At 71.7% G+C, this 15,311-nt stretch carries 14 protein-coding genes and 1 pseudogene; 5 read left to right on the top strand and 10 right to left on the bottom strand.

What is annotated here, in order from left to right:
• Positions 1–54: 54 nt before the first annotated feature.
• The 3 genes from N8I84_RS10160 to N8I84_RS10150 all read right to left on the bottom strand — a co-directional run bounded on the left by N8I84_RS10160 (position 55) and on the right by N8I84_RS10150 (position 2,239).
• The gene (locus tag N8I84_RS10160) at positions 55–879 is read right to left on the bottom strand and encodes an SURF1 family cytochrome oxidase biogenesis protein (RefSeq protein ID WP_263229214.1); all 825 of its coding nucleotides are present in this window, start codon (positions 877–879) and stop codon (positions 55–57) included.
• Between the two features lie 47 nt (positions 880–926).
• On the bottom strand, positions 927–1,160 hold the full coding sequence (locus tag N8I84_RS10155) for a hypothetical protein (protein WP_103845200.1): 234 nt from the start codon (positions 1,158–1,160) through the stop codon (positions 927–929).
• Between the two features lie 101 nt (positions 1,161–1,261).
• A complete protein-coding gene (locus tag N8I84_RS10150; protein WP_263229213.1) occupies positions 1,262–2,239 on the bottom strand; it encodes a DEDDh family exonuclease in 978 nt (325 codons plus the stop codon).
• A 192-nt stretch (positions 2,240–2,431) separates the two neighbouring features.
• On the opposite strand from N8I84_RS10150, the gene N8I84_RS10145 reads away from it, so the two are divergent.
• A complete protein-coding gene (locus N8I84_RS10145; protein WP_263229212.1) occupies positions 2,432–3,142 on the top strand; it encodes a VIT1/CCC1 transporter family protein in 711 nt (236 codons plus the stop codon).
• Positions 3,143–3,181: 39 nt separating this feature from the next.
• Here the strand turns inward: N8I84_RS10145 and N8I84_RS10140 are convergent.
• The 3 genes and pseudogenes from N8I84_RS10140 to N8I84_RS10130 form a co-directional block, all read right to left on the bottom strand.
• Positions 3,182–4,248 (bottom strand): annotated as a pseudogene (locus tag N8I84_RS10140) (CopD family protein).
• A 140-nt stretch (positions 4,249–4,388) separates the two neighbouring features.
• Positions 4,389–5,786 (bottom strand): CoA transferase, encoded by a 1,398-nt coding sequence (locus N8I84_RS10135; protein WP_263229211.1) that lies wholly within the window; start codon positions 5,784–5,786, stop codon positions 4,389–4,391.
• Positions 5,787–5,855: 69 nt separating this feature from the next.
• Positions 5,856–7,385: a S8 family serine peptidase gene (locus N8I84_RS10130; RefSeq protein WP_263229210.1), complete on the bottom strand. Its 1,530-nt coding sequence runs from the start codon at positions 7,383–7,385 to the stop codon at positions 5,856–5,858.
• Between the two features lie 287 nt (positions 7,386–7,672).
• Between N8I84_RS10130 and N8I84_RS10125 the strand changes: the two genes are divergently transcribed.
• The 3 genes from N8I84_RS10125 to moaA all read left to right on the top strand — a co-directional run bounded on the left by N8I84_RS10125 (position 7,673) and on the right by moaA (position 10,806).
• Positions 7,673–8,029 carry a DUF485 domain-containing protein gene (locus N8I84_RS10125; protein ID WP_200423169.1) on the top strand — a complete coding sequence of 119 codons (357 nt, stop codon included), beginning with the start codon at positions 7,673–7,675 and terminating at the stop codon, positions 8,027–8,029.
• Positions 8,026–9,645, top strand: coding sequence for a solute symporter family protein (locus N8I84_RS10120; RefSeq protein WP_263229209.1), 1,620 nt, complete (start codon positions 8,026–8,028; stop codon positions 9,643–9,645). The genes N8I84_RS10125 and N8I84_RS10120 overlap by 4 nt, the downstream gene beginning before the upstream one ends.
• 171 nt (positions 9,646–9,816) lie before the next feature.
• Positions 9,817–10,806, top strand: coding sequence for a GTP 3',8-cyclase MoaA (gene moaA / locus N8I84_RS10115; protein WP_263229208.1), 990 nt, complete (start codon positions 9,817–9,819; stop codon positions 10,804–10,806).
• A gap of 101 nt (positions 10,807–10,907) precedes the next feature.
• Here moaA and N8I84_RS10110 read toward each other — a convergent pair whose 3' ends face one another.
• Complete coding sequence (locus N8I84_RS10110; protein WP_263229207.1) at positions 10,908–11,126, bottom strand: hypothetical protein; 219 nt, start codon at positions 11,124–11,126, stop codon at positions 10,908–10,910.
• 213 nt (positions 11,127–11,339) lie between these two features.
• Positions 11,340–11,738 (bottom strand): DUF3099 domain-containing protein, encoded by a 399-nt coding sequence (locus N8I84_RS10105; RefSeq protein WP_263229206.1) that lies wholly within the window; start codon positions 11,736–11,738, stop codon positions 11,340–11,342.
• Positions 11,739–12,004: 266 nt separating this feature from the next.
• Between N8I84_RS10105 and N8I84_RS10100 the strand changes: the two genes are divergently transcribed.
• Positions 12,005–12,280, top strand: a complete 276-nt coding sequence (locus tag N8I84_RS10100; RefSeq protein ID WP_263229205.1) for a GlsB/YeaQ/YmgE family stress response membrane protein — start codon at positions 12,005–12,007, stop codon at positions 12,278–12,280.
• 66 nt (positions 12,281–12,346) lie between these two features.
• Here N8I84_RS10100 and N8I84_RS10095 read toward each other — a convergent pair whose 3' ends face one another.
• Positions 12,347–13,741, bottom strand: coding sequence for a TldD/PmbA family protein (locus tag N8I84_RS10095; RefSeq protein ID WP_263229204.1), 1,395 nt, complete (start codon positions 13,739–13,741; stop codon positions 12,347–12,349).
• The gene (locus tag N8I84_RS10090) at positions 13,738–15,300 is read right to left on the bottom strand and encodes a TldD/PmbA family protein (protein ID WP_390898872.1); all 1,563 of its coding nucleotides are present in this window, start codon (positions 15,298–15,300) and stop codon (positions 13,738–13,740) included. Before N8I84_RS10090 ends, N8I84_RS10095 begins: the two co-directional genes overlap by 4 nt.
• Between the last annotated feature and the right edge of the window lie 11 nt (positions 15,301–15,311).

Here is a 15,311-nt window from a genome sequence, read left to right as displayed (position 1 = left end):
ACCGGCGGGACCGCCCGGCCGACCCCTTGCGCACCCGAGCGGACCCGGCCGCGGTCACACCGTGGCCGGTGCCGGCTCCTCGCTCGTCTCCTGCGCCGCCTTCGCCCGCTCCCGGGCCTCGCGGCGGACCAGGATCACCCAGCCGAGGGGGACACCCGCCGCGAACAGCCACCACTGGACGGCGTACGGCAGGTTGATGTCGCCGAGCCCGATCCAGCTGCTGTCCTCCTTGGGCGACGGGATCAGTTCGGGGCTGCCGCCCTTCGGGGCAGGGGAGACCAGTTCGACGTAGCCGCCGAGCATCTCCTTGGCGGAGGTGTCGCCCGCGTCGCGCAGCAGAGCGCCGACCTGCTCGCTGTTGATCAGCATGATCTGGCGGTCGGGCAACCCCTTGAGGTTCTTGATGCCGCTCGCGGCCGTCGTCTCGTCCTGCATCAGCCGGCCGGTGACCGTGATCTCGCCCTGGGCGGGTGCCGGGATGTCCGGGAAGGCGGTCTGCGAGGCGGGGGAGTCGATCCAGCCGCGGTTGACCAGGAGCGTCCTGCCGTCGTTCAGCACGAAAGGAGTCACCACGTGGTAGCCGACGTCACCATTGGCGTTCGTACGACGGCGCACCACCAGTTCGTGCGCCGTGTCGAAGTGGCCCTTGGCGGTCACCCGGCGGTAGAGGTCCTCGTGCCGGATGGTCCCGCCCACCGAGGTGAGCGACTCGGCGGGCACGGGCGGCGCCGCCAGCGATTCGTTGATCAGCTTGTTCAGCGCCTGCCTGTGGTCGTGACGGTGCAGCTGCCAGAAACCCAGCCTGATCATCGTGGGGATGAGCAGGAGAGCCACGAGGGTGAGGATCACCCACTGCCGGGACAACAGGAAGCGGTACACCCCACGACGGTACATCTCGGACCGTGCCGCGCCCGCACGGGGGTGCCTCAGACCCGGTCGACGATCCCCACCTGCCCCTCCGCGCGGGCGCAGTGCGCGCCGCAGTACCAGTGGCCGTCGACGTCGACGCCCTGGCCGATGATCTGGACGCGACAGTGTTCGCAGATGGGCGCCATACGGTGGATGGCGCAGGCGAAACAGTCGAAGACGTGCACCGCGCCCTGCGCGTGCACCTCGAACGTCATGCCGTAGTCGTTCCCGCAGACCTCGCAACGTGCCATGCGCCACAGCGTGAGCCGTCGCCGCTGCGCGGGCGAGCGGGCGCCGGGCGAGTCGCGCGGCAATCACCCGTCCGTACGGGTCGCTCCGCCGACGGTACGCATCACTCCGGCGACGCCGGCTCCACGTCCCGCAGCAGCTGCCCGAACGCCGCCTCGTCGATCACCGGTGTCCCGTACTGCCGCGCCTTCACCGTCTTGGACGTGCCCGAGTCCGGGTCGTTGGTGACGAGCAGGCTGGTGAGCCGGGACAGGCTCGTCGCCACGTGCAGCCCCGCCTCGACGGCACGGTCCTCCAGCAGCTCCCGGTCGACCGAGGTGTCCCCGGAGAACGCCACCCGCATGCCCTGCTTGAGCCGTTTGCCTTCCTCGTACCGCCCCGGGTTGGGGTAGGGGCAGGAGGGGCGTCTGCGGGAGGGGCGCCAACTGCTCGGGCGGTAGCCCCCGGAGGACTGGCGGGGCACCGTGGGGGCGGCGGACCACTCCGTCAGCGGGCGGCACTCCAGCAGCGGCAGCCGTACGCCGCCCCGGGCGGCGGCGTGCAGACTCGGCCGGAACGCCTCGGCCAGCACCCGCGCGTCGTCCAGCGCGTGGTGCGCCCGCTGCTGGACCACCCCGAAGTGCGCGGCCAGCGTCTCCAGCTTGTGGTTGGCCAGCGGCAGGCGCAGTTCCTTCGACAGCGCGATGGTGCACAGCCGCTGACGGACCGGCGCCTCGCGCTCCGCGCGCGCGTACTCCCGGGCGATCATCTGCCAGTCGAAGACCGCGTTGTGCGCGACGAGCACGCGGCCGTCGAGCCGGGCCGCGAACTCCTCGGCGACGTCCTGGAACAGGGGCGCCCCTTCGAGGGCCTCGCTCGTCAGACCGTGGATCCACACCGGGCCCGGGTCGCGCTCCGGATTGACCATCGTGTACCAGTGGTCCTCGACCTCACCGCGCGCGTCCAGCCGGTAGACGGCGGCCGAGATGATCCGGTCGTCCCGGGCCAGGCCGGTGGTCTCCACGTCGACGACCGCGTACCCCTCCGGATACGCGGCCGGCCAGGCGGTCGGGGACGCTGCGGTCGTACGGTCTTCGAGCATGGTCACTGAGGATACGGGCCACGACTGACAGCCCCACGCCCCCACCCGCCACCCGCGTTCCTCCTGCGCCGGGCGCACAACCCTCAAGCGGTTCGGCATCAGTTGACGGAATCGTAGCTGAGGGCCCGTCACAGGAGCCGGTGGCGGGCGCGCCCGGGTGCCGTCCGACTCATGAGGTGCCATCCTCCCCGTGTGATGGAACCCACGCACGACGAGGCACACGGCGGCGCCCTCGGCGCGCGGCTGAACTGGCTGCGGGCGGCGGTGCTCGGCGCCAACGACGGCATCGTGTCCACGGCGGGCCTGGTGGTCGGCGTCGCCGGGGCGACGACGGACCGCGGCACGCTGCTGACGGCCGGCCTCGCCGGGCTGCTGGCCGGCTCCATGTCGATGGCGGCGGGCGAGTACGTGTCCGTGTCGACCCAACGGGACTCGGAGCAGGCGGCGCTGGCCCTGGAGAGGCGGGAACTGAGGGAGCAGCCGGAGGCCGAGCTCGAGGAACTGGCGGAGATACTGGAGCAGCGCGGCCTGTCCCCGGACGTGGCCCGCGAAGCAGCGGTGCAGTTGACGGCACGCGACGCCCTGCGCGCCCACGCGCGCGTGGAACTCGGCATCGACCCCGACGAGCTGACGAACCCCTGGCACGCGGCGTGGGCGAGCTTCCTGGCGTTCACGGTGGGGGCCCTGCTCCCCCTGCTGGCGATCGTGCTCCCACCGGCCGGCGTCCGCCTCCCGGTCACGGTGGCGTCCGTCCTGGCGGCCCTCGTCATCACCGGCTGGTCCAGCGCCCGCCTGGGCGCGGCGAAACCGGCCCGCGCCGTGGGGCGGAACGTGGTGGGCGGGGCGCTGGCGATGGGGGTCACCTATGCGGCGGGGGCCTTGCTGGGGGCGGCGGGTGTGTGACCGCGGGTGGTGCGGGGCACGTTCGCCGCAGCCGTCCGGTCATGACCAGCGGATCGGCACCGGCAGCGCCGTCAGCAGGCCCGACACCGCGACGACCAGGCCCAGCGCCACCACCTCCGCGCGGGCGGGGGCGCAGGCACTGAGCGGGTCGGCGGCGCGCCGCAGCCGCAGCCGCGCGACCAGGGCGAGCACGGCGACGACGGCCACGAGCAGCGCCTTGGCGAGCAGGGTCCGGCCGTAGGCGGTCGTGGTGAGCTGGTCGAGGATCGTGTCCGGTGGCATACGGCGCAGCGAACTCCACACCCCTGTCGCGGTGATCGCCGCCAGGAGGACGGCCGCCACGCGCGCGTAGAGGCCGAGCAACGCGATGCCGGCCCCGGGAGACGTACGCCAGCGCCGCAGCAGTCGCAGCGTGTGCAGCAGACCGCCCGCCCACAGTGCCGCGCAGGTGAGGTGAACGAGCGTCAGAACCGAGCCGGTCAGCGGGGAGTGCTCCGTGGTGGGGTGGGCGCGCAGTGCCTCGGCGACGGCCACCGCGGCCAGCGGGAACACCTGGAGGGACGGCCGGCGCGACAGGGCGCACAGCCCGGCCACGAGGAACGCGTCGGCCTCCAGCAGGGCCAGCACGCCGTCCCGGGTGCGGTACAGCCCGCCGACGTCGATCTGGGTCGGCCGGTCGGGGACCAGATTGCCGGTGGCGACGAACGAGGCGAGCCCCAGCGCCGCGACGAAACCCGCGCCCGCCGCGCACGGCGACCAGCTGCGCGGCGACTCGGCCAGGGCGCGCCCGGCACCCGGCGGGCCAGACGGGTGACGAACAGCTCGCCGCCGGACACGCACAGGGCCGCGAACAGCGCCGTACGCAGCAGTCCTATACCGCCTACGCCGGGCGCGGCCGCCTCACCCGTGCCGTGCAGCGCGGCCGAGGGGCCGAGCAGCGGTATCAGCGCGGCGGCCGTCACGAGGGCGAGCACGGCGACGGCCCGGCGAACCGAGGGACGGACGACGGGGGCGGCGACCGCGACAGGGGCGGCGACCGCGACGGGCGCGGACGTCGTGTCGGCGTCCGTCCCGTCGGGTTCGGCGCCGGGCCGTGTCGAGCTCACGTCACGATCCTCGCCAGTCGCCACAGAACCGGGCAATGGGAGCCATACAACTGAGGGAACGGCATTCCGCCCAGGGACACGATTCCGGCCACCCGACGCCTCAGTCCCCGAGGGCGTGCCCTGCCCCACCGCCCGATGCCTCAGCCCCCGAGCGGCGCCCCGTCCCACCGCGCGGGATCCTTTCCCCACCGCCCGGGCGGGCGCGCCCAGTCGACCGGGCCGCCCGCGAAACGGACCGGTGGCAGGGCGTGGCGCAGCCGGCCCAGCGCGCTGTCGGTCTCCGCCAGCCAGGAGGCCGGGCCGTCGTACGCCGCCTGCGCCGACCCCGTGTCCCGGGTGGTGCCGTCCGTCAGCCAGGCCGCCGTCCGCGCCAGCGCCAGCCGTACGGCCCGGGTCCCGCCCTCCTCGGTCTGCTCGGTCAGGGACCTCAGGACCGCCCCGGCCAGCAGATACCCCGTGCCGTGATCGAGGGCCTGCGCGGGCAGCGCGCCCGGCTGCTCGGCCGAACCCTCGGTCACCGCTATACCGGTGGCGACCTGGACCAGGCTGTCGAAGCCCCGCCGTTCGCCCCACGGCCCGTACGCGCCCCACGCCGACAACTGCGCCACGACCAGGCCGGGCCGGCGCTCGGCCAGCTGCTCAAAGGAGAGCCCGAACCGGTCGAGCGTGCCGGGCCGGTAGCCCGTGACGACCACGTCCGCCTCCGCCAGCAGTTCCTCGAAGGTCCGCCGGTCCGCGGCCGCCCGCAGGTCGAGCACCGCGGACCGCTTGCCGATGTCCATGTCGGCGTGCTGGTCGAGGAGTTCGGGCAGGTGCGGAGCGTCGATCCGCAGGACGTCCGCGCCGAGCAGCGCCAGGGTCCGGGTGGCCACCGGACCCGCGATGACCCGGGTGAGGTCCAGGACGCGGAGGCCCGCGGCGGGCAGTAGCGGTTCGCCGCCGAGCGGTACGACCGGGCGTACGGGCGCCTCGTCGAGACGTTCACGGCCCACCAGCGGGTGCGCGGCGATCGCACGCCCCTGTTCGTGCGCCGCCCACTCCCCGGGCGTGCGCAGCGCGACCGCGAGCCCACCGGCCGCGTACACACTCTCCTCCACCTCGAAGGAGGACCGCTCGGCGAGCGCGGCGGCCACGGTCTCCACGGACGTGTCCGCGGCCAGCCCCAGGGCGCCCAGCAGCCGCTTGCGGTGGTGCGGATAGTTCGCGTGCGTGCGCACCCAGCCGTCCGCCGTGCGCCAGAACCGCGAAAGCGGCGCGAAGTTGACCGGTTCGCGGCCGTCGACCAGCAACTGCCGCTCGCTGTGGAAGGCGGTGGCCACGGCCCCGTCGTCGACCCGCACCTCGGGCACGGCCGACAGCCCGGCCCGCCGGGCGCCCCACTCGGCGGCGGCCAGCGCGCACACCCCGACGCAGGCCCGGGCCACCTCCCGTACGGGAAGCCGCGAGGGCAGCGCGCCCTCCCGTACGACGGTCGAGATCCTCGGCAGCAGCGCGGGATCCCCGCCGAGTGCCGCCCACGCCACGTTCGTATCGGTCATGAGGGCACTATGCAGGGTGTACCGGATCAACATGGGAAGGGGGCCGGGCAGGACCCGGCCCCCTTCACGTCATTTCACCGCGCGCAGGGCGTTGACGACGCCGAAGCCGTAGAACCCGTTCACGCGCTTGCCGCCCACGCAGGTCGCGTCGACGACCCCGTCGCCGTCGCCGTCGTAGGGCTTGGTCGGGCAGCCCGGGTTGTCCGCCTGCGCCTTGAGGAGCGCCTGGAGCTGGGCCGGGGTCGCCCACGGGTGCGCGGACTTCAGCAGCGCGGCCACGCCCGCGACGTGCGGCGACGCCATCGACGTGCCCTGCAGGAAGCCGTACTGGTCGTTCGGCATCGTGGAGAGGATGCGCCCGTTCTTCGACGGCGTGTCCGGGATCTGGTACTTGTCTCCGCCGGGGCCCGCCACGTCGATCACGCCGTCGCCGTAACTGGAGTAGTACGACTTGGCGTTGGTGACACCCGTGGCGCTGACCGTCACGACGCCCGGCAGCTGGGTCGGCACGTCGAAGCACTCGTGCGGGTCGACCGTGCGGGTCACCGCGGTCGAGTCGTCGGGGCTGGAATCGTCGACCAGGGCGTGGGAGTCGAGGTCGTCGTTGGAATTGCCCGCCGAGGCGACGTTGAGGGTGCCCTTGCGCTGGGCGTACAGCTGGGCCCGGTTGACCGCGTCGACGATGGCCCGCTGGTCCGGGTCGTCCATGCAGTTGTACAGCCACGGGTCCACGTAGTAGCTGTTGTTCGTGATCTCGACGCCGTGGTCGGCGGCGAACACGAACGCGCACACGACGCTCTCGGGGTAGAAGAGCTCGTTGACCGGGTCGGCCACCTTGATGGCGGAGACCTTGACGTTGGGGGCGACACCGGCGACGCCGATGCCGTTGCGGGCCGCCGCGATCTCGCCCGCGACATGGGTGCCGTGGTAGTGCTCGGGCTTCGCCGGCCGCCATGCGCCGTACGTGGTGTCCGCCTTGCCGCCGACGCAGTTCGCGGACTGCGACGCGGAGAAGTTCGGCGCGAGGTCCGGGTGCGTGTCGTCGACACCGGTGTCGATGACGCCGACCGTGACGTTGCGGCTGCCCGGGTTGATCTTCGCGGCCTTGTCGGCGCCTATCGCGCGCAGGTCCCACTGGTCGGCCTCGAGGGGCTCGCTGCCGTCCGCGGTCGCCGAGGACTTCGTGATCTTCGCCGCTTCCGCCTTCGTCAGGTACTGCGCGGCGCCCTCGTCCGTCGTGCCGGCGGCCGTCAGCGGGGCGGTCCGGGTCGCGCCCGCGGACTGCACTCCGCGGACGGCGCGGAGGGTGCGGGCGAAGTCCGGATTGGCGGAGTGCGCGACGATCACGCCGATCTTGTCGTACGTCACCACGATCGTGCCGCCGGCCGCGGCTATCGCCTGCCGCACCGTCGACAGCGTGTGACGGTCCGTCCGGGTGTTGACGACGTACGCGAGTTCCTGCCCCTCGGCGGCCTGCGCGCCGGTGGCGGTGCGCGGGGCGGCCGATGCGGCACCCGGCAGGAAGCCCAGCGAGGCGGTGAGCGACAGCACGACCGGTACGGCGAGGGCGAGGCGGCGTCTCGAACGGCGATGAACCATGGGGTCTCCACATCATCCGGAAAACGTGAACCTGCCGGACACGGATGACGTGACCGGCAGGTACATGACGAGTGGTGCAGGGTGAAGCTATCCGTCGCCCCGGCCGGCCAGCAACAAGTTCAAGCGAAAGAAAAAAAGCGAGTTGAACCGGCCCCCGCGCTGCGCCGTGACCCAGGGCAGGGAGCCCGCACACGGCCGAGGGCCCCTGTCGGATCACATTCCGGAGCGCTACGGTCGCAATCGGTTACGTGATCGCCGTCACCCCACCCGCAACGCGAGGAGACACCGTGGCCACCGACGCACCTCCCCCCTCGAGGACCGAACACGTCCTGCCGTCCGCCGAGGAGTTCGGCGCGGTGCAGCAGAGCGCCGAATTCGCCGAACTGCGCCGCTCCCACCGCTCGTTCGCCTTCCCGCTGACCGTGGCGTTCATCGCCTGGTACCTGGCATACGTCCTGCTGTCGAACTACGCAGGCGATTTCATGGGCACCAAGCTCTTCGGCAACGTCAACGTCGCCCTGGTGCTCGGCCTCGCCCAGTTCCTCACCACGTTCCTGATCGCCTGGTGGTACGCGCGGCACGCCGCCGCCAAGCTCGACCCCAAGGCCGAGGCCATCAAGTCCCGGATGGAGGGCCGCGCATGAGCCCCGCACTCGTCCTGGCCGCCGGTGAGGCGAGCGAGCACCGGCCGCTGATCATCACCCTGTTCGCGGTGTTCGTCGCCGCGACCCTCGTCATCACCGTCTGGGCGGGCCGTCAGACCAGGGACGCCGCCGACTTCTACGCGGGCGGACGGCAGTTCACCGCCTTCCAGAACGGCCTCGCCGTGTCCGGCGACTACATGTCCGCGGCGTCCTTCCTCGGCATCGCGGGCGCCATCGCCCTCTTCGGCTACGACGGCTTCCTGTACTCCATCGGGTTCCTGGTCGCCTGGCTGGTCGCCCTGCTCCTGGTCGCCGAACCGCTGCGCAACTCCGGCCGCTACACCATGGGCGACGTCCTGGCCTACCGCATGCGCCAGCGCCCGGTCCGCACCGCCGCGGGCACCTCCACGATCGTCGTGTCGATCTTCTACCTGCTGGCACAGATGGCGGGCGCGGGCGTCCTCGTCTCACTGCTGCTCGGCATCACCAGCGACGGCGGCAAGATCGGCATCGTCGCCCTGGTCGGCCTGCTGATGATCGTGTACGTCACCATCGGCGGCATGAAGGGCACCACCTGGGTGCAGATGGTCAAGGCCGTGCTGCTGATCGCGGGTGCTCTGCTGCTGACCTTCCTGGTGCTGCTGAAGTTCCACTTCAACATCTCCGACCTGCTCGGCAAGGCCGCCGACAACAGCGGCAAGGGCTCCGCCTTCCTGGAGCCCGGCCTGAAGTACGGCGCCACCGGCACCACCAAGCTGGACTTCATCTCGCTCGGCATCGCTCTGGTCCTCGGCACCGCCGGACTGCCGCACATCCTGATCCGCTTCTACACCGTGCCCACCGCCAAGGCCGCCCGGAAGTCCGTGAACTGGGCGATCGGCCTCATCGGCGCCTTCTATCTGATGACGCTCGCCCTCGGCTTCGGTGCCGCCGCCCTGATCAAACCGGACGAGATCATCGCCTCCAACAAGGCGGGCAACACCGCCGCACCGCTGCTCGCCCTGCACCTGGGCGGGGTGGACTCCAGCTGGGGCGCGATCCTGCTGGCCACCATCTCCGCGGTCGCCTTCGCCACCATCCTCGCGGTCGTGGCCGGACTGACCCTGGCCTCCTCCTCGTCGTTCGCGCACGACATCTACGCCAACGTCATCAAGAAGGGCACCGCCACCGAGAAGCAGGAGGTGAGTGCGGCCCGCTGGGCGACGGTCGGCATCGGTGCCGTGTCCATCGTCCTCGGCGCCCTGGCCCGTGACCTGAACGTCGCCGGCCTGGTCGCCCTGGCCTTCGCGGTCGCCGCCTCCGCCAACCTGCCGACGATCCTGTACAGCCTGTTCTGGAAGCGGTTCACCACCTCCGGCGCCCTGTGGTCGATCTACGGCGGTCTGGTCACCGCCGTCGTCCTGGTGCTGTTCTCGCCGGTGGTCTCGGGGAAGCCGACGTCGATGTTCCCGGACGCCGACTTCCACTGGTTCCCGCTGGAGAACCCGGGCATCATCTCCATCCCGGTCGGCTTCCTGCTGGGCTGGCTGGGCACCCTCCTGTCGAAGGAGGAGCCCGACGCCGGCAAGTACGCCGAACTGGAGGTGCGGTCGCTGACCGGTGCCGGGGCGCACTGAGATCCGCTACTCGCCGACGGCCGCGTCGTCAGGATCGTAGGGTCCTACGACGCGGCCGCGTCGTCCCTCGTGGGAACGGGCCGCTGTCGTTGTCGGTGGCGTCACGTAGGCTCGCAGGTGATGGTGCGGGTGACGGACAATGTGTGATCCGCGACGAGGGAGGGGGCCCACGTGCTCATCGACACCTACGGCCGGATGGCCACCGACCTCAGGGTCTCGCTGACCGACCGGTGCAATCTGCGCTGCACGTACTGCATGCCCGAGGAGGGCCTGCAGTGGCTGTCCAAGCCCGATCTGCTCACGGACGACGAGATCGTCCGGCTGATCGACATCGCGGTCACCTCACTGGGCATCGAGGAGGTCCGCTTCACCGGCGGCGAGCCGCTGCTGCGCCCCGGTCTTGTCGGCATCGTGGAGCGGGTCGCGGCCCTTCGGCCCCGGCCCCAGATGTCCCTCACCACGAACGGCATCGGCCTCGGACGCACGGCGGCGGCCCTGAAGGCGGCGGGCCTGGACCGGGTGAACGTCTCGCTGGACACCCTGCGCCCGGACGTCTTCAAGACCCTCACCCGCCGGGACCGCCACAAGGACGTCCTCCACGGCCTGACGGCCGCCCGGGAGGCCGGCCTGACCCCGGTCAAGGTCAACGCGGTCCTCATGCCGGGCCTGAACGCCGACGAGGCCCCGGACCTGCTCGCCTGGGCGGTGGAGCACGACTACGAGCTGCGCTTCATCGAGCAGATGCCCCTGGACGCCCAGCACGGCTGGAAGCGCGAGGGCATGGTCACCGCCGGGGACATCCTCGCCTCGCTGCGCACCCGCTTCGAGCTGACCCCGGAGAGCACCGAGGAGCGCGGCTCGGCCCCGGCCGAACGCTGGCTGGTCGACGGCGGTCCGCACCGCGTCGGCGTCATCGCCTCCGTCACCCGCCCGTTCTGCGCGGCCTGCGACCGCACCCGCCTGACGGCCGACGGCCAGATACGCACCTGCCTGTTCGCCACCGAGGAGACCGACCTGCGCGGCGCACTCCGTTCCGGCGCTCCGGACGAGGAGATCGCCCGCATCTGGCGGCTCGCGATGTGGGGCAAGAAGGCGGGCGCCGGCCTGGACGACCCGTCCTTCGTCCAGCCGGACCGGCCGATGTCGGCGATCGGGGGCTAGGGTCTTTCGTTTGGATCAGGCCGGATCAAGGCCGGATCAGGGAGCGGGGCCCCGCGAGCCCGGCATGATCAAGCGAGAGGCCCCTAGGGCCGGCTGGGGTGTCAGGCGCCTTCGGGCGCTTCCCAGTCCTCCAGCTTGACGACGTCCTTCAGGAACCCCCGCACACCGAGGAACTGCGACAGATGCTCCCGGTGCTCCTCGCACGCCAGCCACGTCTTGCGGCGATCCGGCGTGTGGATCTTCGGGTTGTTCCACGCCAGCACCCACACGGCGTCGGCACGGCAGCCCTTGGCGGAGCAGATCGGGGTTTCGTCAGTCACAGCTTCGTCTCACAGCCACGGCAAACAAGGCGACGCCGAGCAGCCACGGGGGGAGCTGCCCGGCGTCGGTCTGTCGCTCCGACGGGGGATGCGGAGCGCGTACGAAGTATGTCATGGGTAACCCAGTACCCGGCACCGGAACAACATGATTGATCTGAGCTTTTCCTGAGCTTGGTGCAGGGTGCGATTCCGCTTGCCCGGCATCCGTCGTCGTCAGGTTCGCTCGCGTGGTTCGCTCGGGACTTCCGCCGCGGGCTCCGCCGTGGCGTCGTCCCGGCCGGATTCCTTCGAGGCGTCCGCCGCCGGCGGCGCGATCATCGGACGCACCGGGACGTTGATGAACGACGACGGCAGTGACGGCGCGTTCTCACGCCCGGCGTTCGCGATGACCACGGCGATGTAGGGCAGCGCGGCGCCGAGAACCAACGCGATGATCGCGACGGGCCGCTCCACGTTCCACAGGGTGGCCGCGAGGATCACCGACACCGTGCGGATGCTCATCGACACGACATAACGGCGCTGCCGGCCGCGCACGTCCGCCTCGAGCCCCTGCCGGGCGCCCGTGATCCGGAACACCTGGGCGTTGCTGCCACCGCCGCTCCGCTTCCGCATCACACTGCACCACCCGCCTGTCCCGGACTCTCCCCGGCCCGTACCTGCCCCGTAGCCGGTCAGGACCCGAGCCCGAACACTCACCACGTTACGCCGCGCCCCGGCCGCCATCGAGACCGGGGCGCCTCCTGCCTGCGTGAACGCGCAGCGCACCCCGCGTACGGGTGATCCCGGCGTGCGCCGTACGGCGGGCGGTCCGAGACTGGGCGTACTGCTCACGTCCCACGTCGAGCCGTACAACAGTGCGAGGAGTCGAGGAGGCAGCCATGGGCTGGTTGTGGGCGATCATCGTCGGATTCGTGCTGGGGCTGCTGGCCAAGCTCATCCTGCCGGGCAGGCAGCACAGTCCCCTGTGGCTGACCACCATCCTGGGCACGATCGGCGGCCTCGTCGGGAACGCCGTCGCCCGCGCCATCGGCATCGCCGCAACCCCGGGCATCGACTGGGGCCGCCACGGCCTCCAGCTCGCTGCGGCGGTCCTCCTCGTGTTCATCGGCGAGATGGCGTACATGACGCGCAGGGGCAGCAGACAGCGGGCCTGACGTACGGCGAAGGGACGGGCCCACCACGGGACCGCCCCTTCCTGCTGCCCTGCGTGCCGCAGGCGGTCACACGCCCTGGCTGACCGAGCTCATGTTGAAGTCCGGCACCCGAAGCGGCGGCATCGCGGCCCGGGTGAACCAGTCGCTCCACTCGCGCGGCAGAGTCTTCTCCGTGCGGCCGGCCTCGGTGGCCCGGCCCAGCAGGCCGACCGGGGACTCGTTGAACCGGAAGTTGTTGACCTCGCCGACGACCTCGCCGTTCTCGACCAGGTAGACACCGTCCCGGGTCAGGCCGGTGAGCAGCAGGGTCGCCGGATCGACCTCACGGATGTACCACAGGCAGGTCAGCAGCAGCCCGCGCTCGGTGTCGGAGACCATCTCCTCCAAGGAGCGTTCGGAGCCCCCGTCCAGGATCAGGTTCCCGATCGCGGGCGCGAGCGGCAGACCGGTCAGGGCCGCCGTGTGCCGGGTGGTCGTCAAGTGCTTCAGCTCGCCGTCGCCGATCCACTCGGTGGACTGCACCGGCAGCCCGTTGTCGAACACCGACATGTCGTCGCCTGAGGCGTGCGCGACCACGAAGGGCGGTGTCTCCAGCCCGGGCTCGTTCGGATCGCTGCGCAGGGTCAGCGGCAGCTCGGAGAGCTTCTCGCCGACACGGGTGCCGCCGCCGGGCTTGCTGAAGACCGTCCGGCCCTCGGCCGCGTCCCGGGCCGACGCCGACCACAGCTGGTAGATCAGCAGGTCCGCGACCGCCGTCGGGGGCAGCAGCGTCTCGTAGCGGCCCGCGGGCAGCTCGATCCTGCGCTCCGCCCACGCCAGCCGCTGGGCCAGCTCCGCGTCCAGCGCGGCCGGGTCGACGTCCTTGAAGTCGCGGGTCGAACGCCCCGCCCATGCCGAACGGGTGCGGTCCGGGGACTTCGCGTTCAGCTCCAGCGTGCCGTTGGGCTGGTCGTGGCGCAGGCGCAGCCCGGTGGACGTGCCCAGGTACGTCGACACGAGCTCGTGGTTGGCGAAGCCGTACAGCTCGCGCCCGCCCGCACGGGCTCGGGCGAACGACTCGCCGAGCGCCGGCGCGAAGTCCGTGAAGACGGCGGAGGAGGTCTCGGCGGGCGCGTCCGTGAAGTCCGGCGACTCGGCGACGCCCGTGACCAGCGGCTGTGCGTCCTCGGCGGCCCGGCGCGCGCGCGCGGCGGCCTCCGCGGCCCGGACCAGCGGCTCCAGCTCGTCCGCGGTGACCGCGGAGCGGGAGACGACCCCGGAGGCCGTGCCCTCCTTGCCGTCGACGGTCGCGACGACGGTGAGGGTGCGCCCGCGCGTGACACCGTTGGTGGTGAGCGCGTTGCCCGCCCACCGCAGATTGGCGGTGGAGTGCTCGTCGGCGATGACGACGCACCCGTCCGCGCGGGACAGCTCGAGAGCACGCTCGACGATCTCGTGCGGCTTGTTCGTACGGGCGCTCATCGACCGGCCTCCTGCGTGGTGTTAAGGATGTTGACGCCCCTGAAGAGAGCGGACGGGCAGCCGTGCGAGACGGACGCGACCTGGCCGGGCTGGGCCTTGCCGCAGTTGAAGGCGCCGCCGAGTACGTACGTCTGGGGGCCGCCGACGGCCGCCATGGAGCCCCAGAAGTCCGTCGTCGTGGCCTGGTAGGCGACATCCCGCAGCTGACCGGTGATCCGCCCGTTCTCGATCCTGAAGAACCGCTGCCCGGTGAACTGGAAGTTGTAGCGCTGCATGTCGATGGACCAGGAGCGGTCCCCGACGACGTAGATGCCCCGGTCCACACCCCCGATGAGATCCTCCGTCGACAGCCCGGCCGGGTCCGGCTGCAGCGACACGTTGGCCATGCGCTGCACCGGCACGTGCGCGGGGGAGTCGGCGTACGCGCACCCGTTGGACCGCTCGAAGCCGGTGAGCCTCGCGATGCGCCGGTCCAGCTGGTAGCCGACCAGCGTCCCGTCCTTGACCAGGTCCCAGGACTGGGCCGCCACGCCCTCGTCGTCGTACCCGATCGTCGCGAGCCCGTGCTCGGCGGTGCGGTCGCCGGTGACGTTCATCAGCTCGGAGCCGTACCTGAGCTTGCCGAGCTGGTCGAAGGTGGCGAAGGAGGTGCCGGCGTACGCGGCCTCGTAGCCGAGGGCCCGGTCCAGTTCGGTGGCGTGCCCGATGGACTCGTGGATGGTCAGCCACAGGTTGGACGGGTCGACGACCAGGTCGTACACCCCGGCCTCGACGCTCGGCGCGCGCATCTTCTCGGCGAGCAGCCCCGGGATCTGTTCCAGCTCCGCGTCCCAGTCCCAGCCGGTGCCCGTCAGGTACTCCCACCCGCGCCCGACCGGCGGCGCGAGGGTGCGCATGGAGTCGAACTCACCGGTGGACTCGTCCACCGACACGGCCGTCAGCTGCGGATGCAGCCGCACCCGCTGCTGGGTCGTCACGGTCCCGGCGGTGTCGGCATAGAACTTGTTCTCGTGCACGGTGAGCAGGGAGGCGTCCACGTGGTTGACGCCGTCGGCCGCGAGCAGCCGCCCGCTCCACTCGGCGAGCAGACCCGTCTTCTGCTCGTCGGGCACCGTGAAGGGATCGATCTCGTACGACGAGACCCACGTCTTCTCGGAGTGCACCGGCTCGTCCGCGAGTTCCACCTGCTCGTCCGACCCCGCCGCCTTGATCACCTGCGCCGACAGCTTGGCCATCGCCACCGCCTGCGACGCGACCTTGGCGGCGGCGTCCTGGGTCAGATCGACACCCGAGGCGAAGCCCCAGGTCCCGCCGTGCACGACCCGCACCGCGTACCCCAGGTCGGTGGTGTCCGAGGACCCGGCGGGCTTGCCGTCCCTGAGCCGCCAGGCGGCACTGCGCACCCGCTCGAGCCGGAAGTCGGCGTGCTCGGCCCCGAGCGACCGCGCGCGTGCCAGCGCGGCGTCGGCCAGGGCCCGCAGCGGCAGTGCCGTGAAGGCTTCGTCGATGGAATGAGGCACGGAGGTCTCCCTGCTGTCGTGGCCTGTCGGTCCGATCATGTCGCGCGGGC

It is taken from the genome of Streptomyces cynarae, assembly GCF_025642135.1.
Lineage (GTDB): Bacteria > Actinomycetota > Actinomycetes > Streptomycetales > Streptomycetaceae > Streptomyces > Streptomyces cynarae.
This window is presented reverse-complemented; position numbering and strand designations above follow the sequence as displayed.

What these genes read in the sequence shown, in the direction of transcription:
- N8I84_RS10155 (WP_103845200.1), bottom strand. Translation starts at nt 1,160, where the DNA reads ATGGCACGTTGCGAGGTCTGCGGGAACGACTACGGCATGACGTTCGAG.
- N8I84_RS10150 (WP_263229213.1), bottom strand. Translation starts at nt 2,239, where the DNA reads ATGCTCGAAGACCGTACGACCGCAGCGTCCCCGACCGCCTGGCCGGCC.
- N8I84_RS10135 (WP_263229211.1), bottom strand. Translation starts at nt 5,786, where the DNA reads ATGACCGATACGAACGTGGCGTGGGCGGCACTCGGCGGGGATCCCGCG.
- N8I84_RS10130 (WP_263229210.1), bottom strand. Translation starts at nt 7,385, where the DNA reads ATGGTTCATCGCCGTTCGAGACGCCGCCTCGCCCTCGCCGTACCGGTC.
- N8I84_RS10120 (WP_263229209.1), top strand. Translation starts at nt 8,026, where the DNA reads ATGAGCCCCGCACTCGTCCTGGCCGCCGGTGAGGCGAGCGAGCACCGG.
- N8I84_RS10105 (WP_263229206.1), bottom strand. Translation starts at nt 11,738, where the DNA reads ATGCGGAAGCGGAGCGGCGGTGGCAGCAACGCCCAGGTGTTCCGGATC.
- N8I84_RS10100 (WP_263229205.1), top strand. Translation starts at nt 12,005, where the DNA reads ATGGGCTGGTTGTGGGCGATCATCGTCGGATTCGTGCTGGGGCTGCTG.
- N8I84_RS10095 (WP_263229204.1), bottom strand. Translation starts at nt 13,741, where the DNA reads ATGAGCGCCCGTACGAACAAGCCGCACGAGATCGTCGAGCGTGCTCTC.
- N8I84_RS10090 (WP_390898872.1), bottom strand. Translation starts at nt 15,300, where the DNA reads ATGATCGGACCGACAGGCCACGACAGCAGGGAGACCTCCGTGCCTCAT.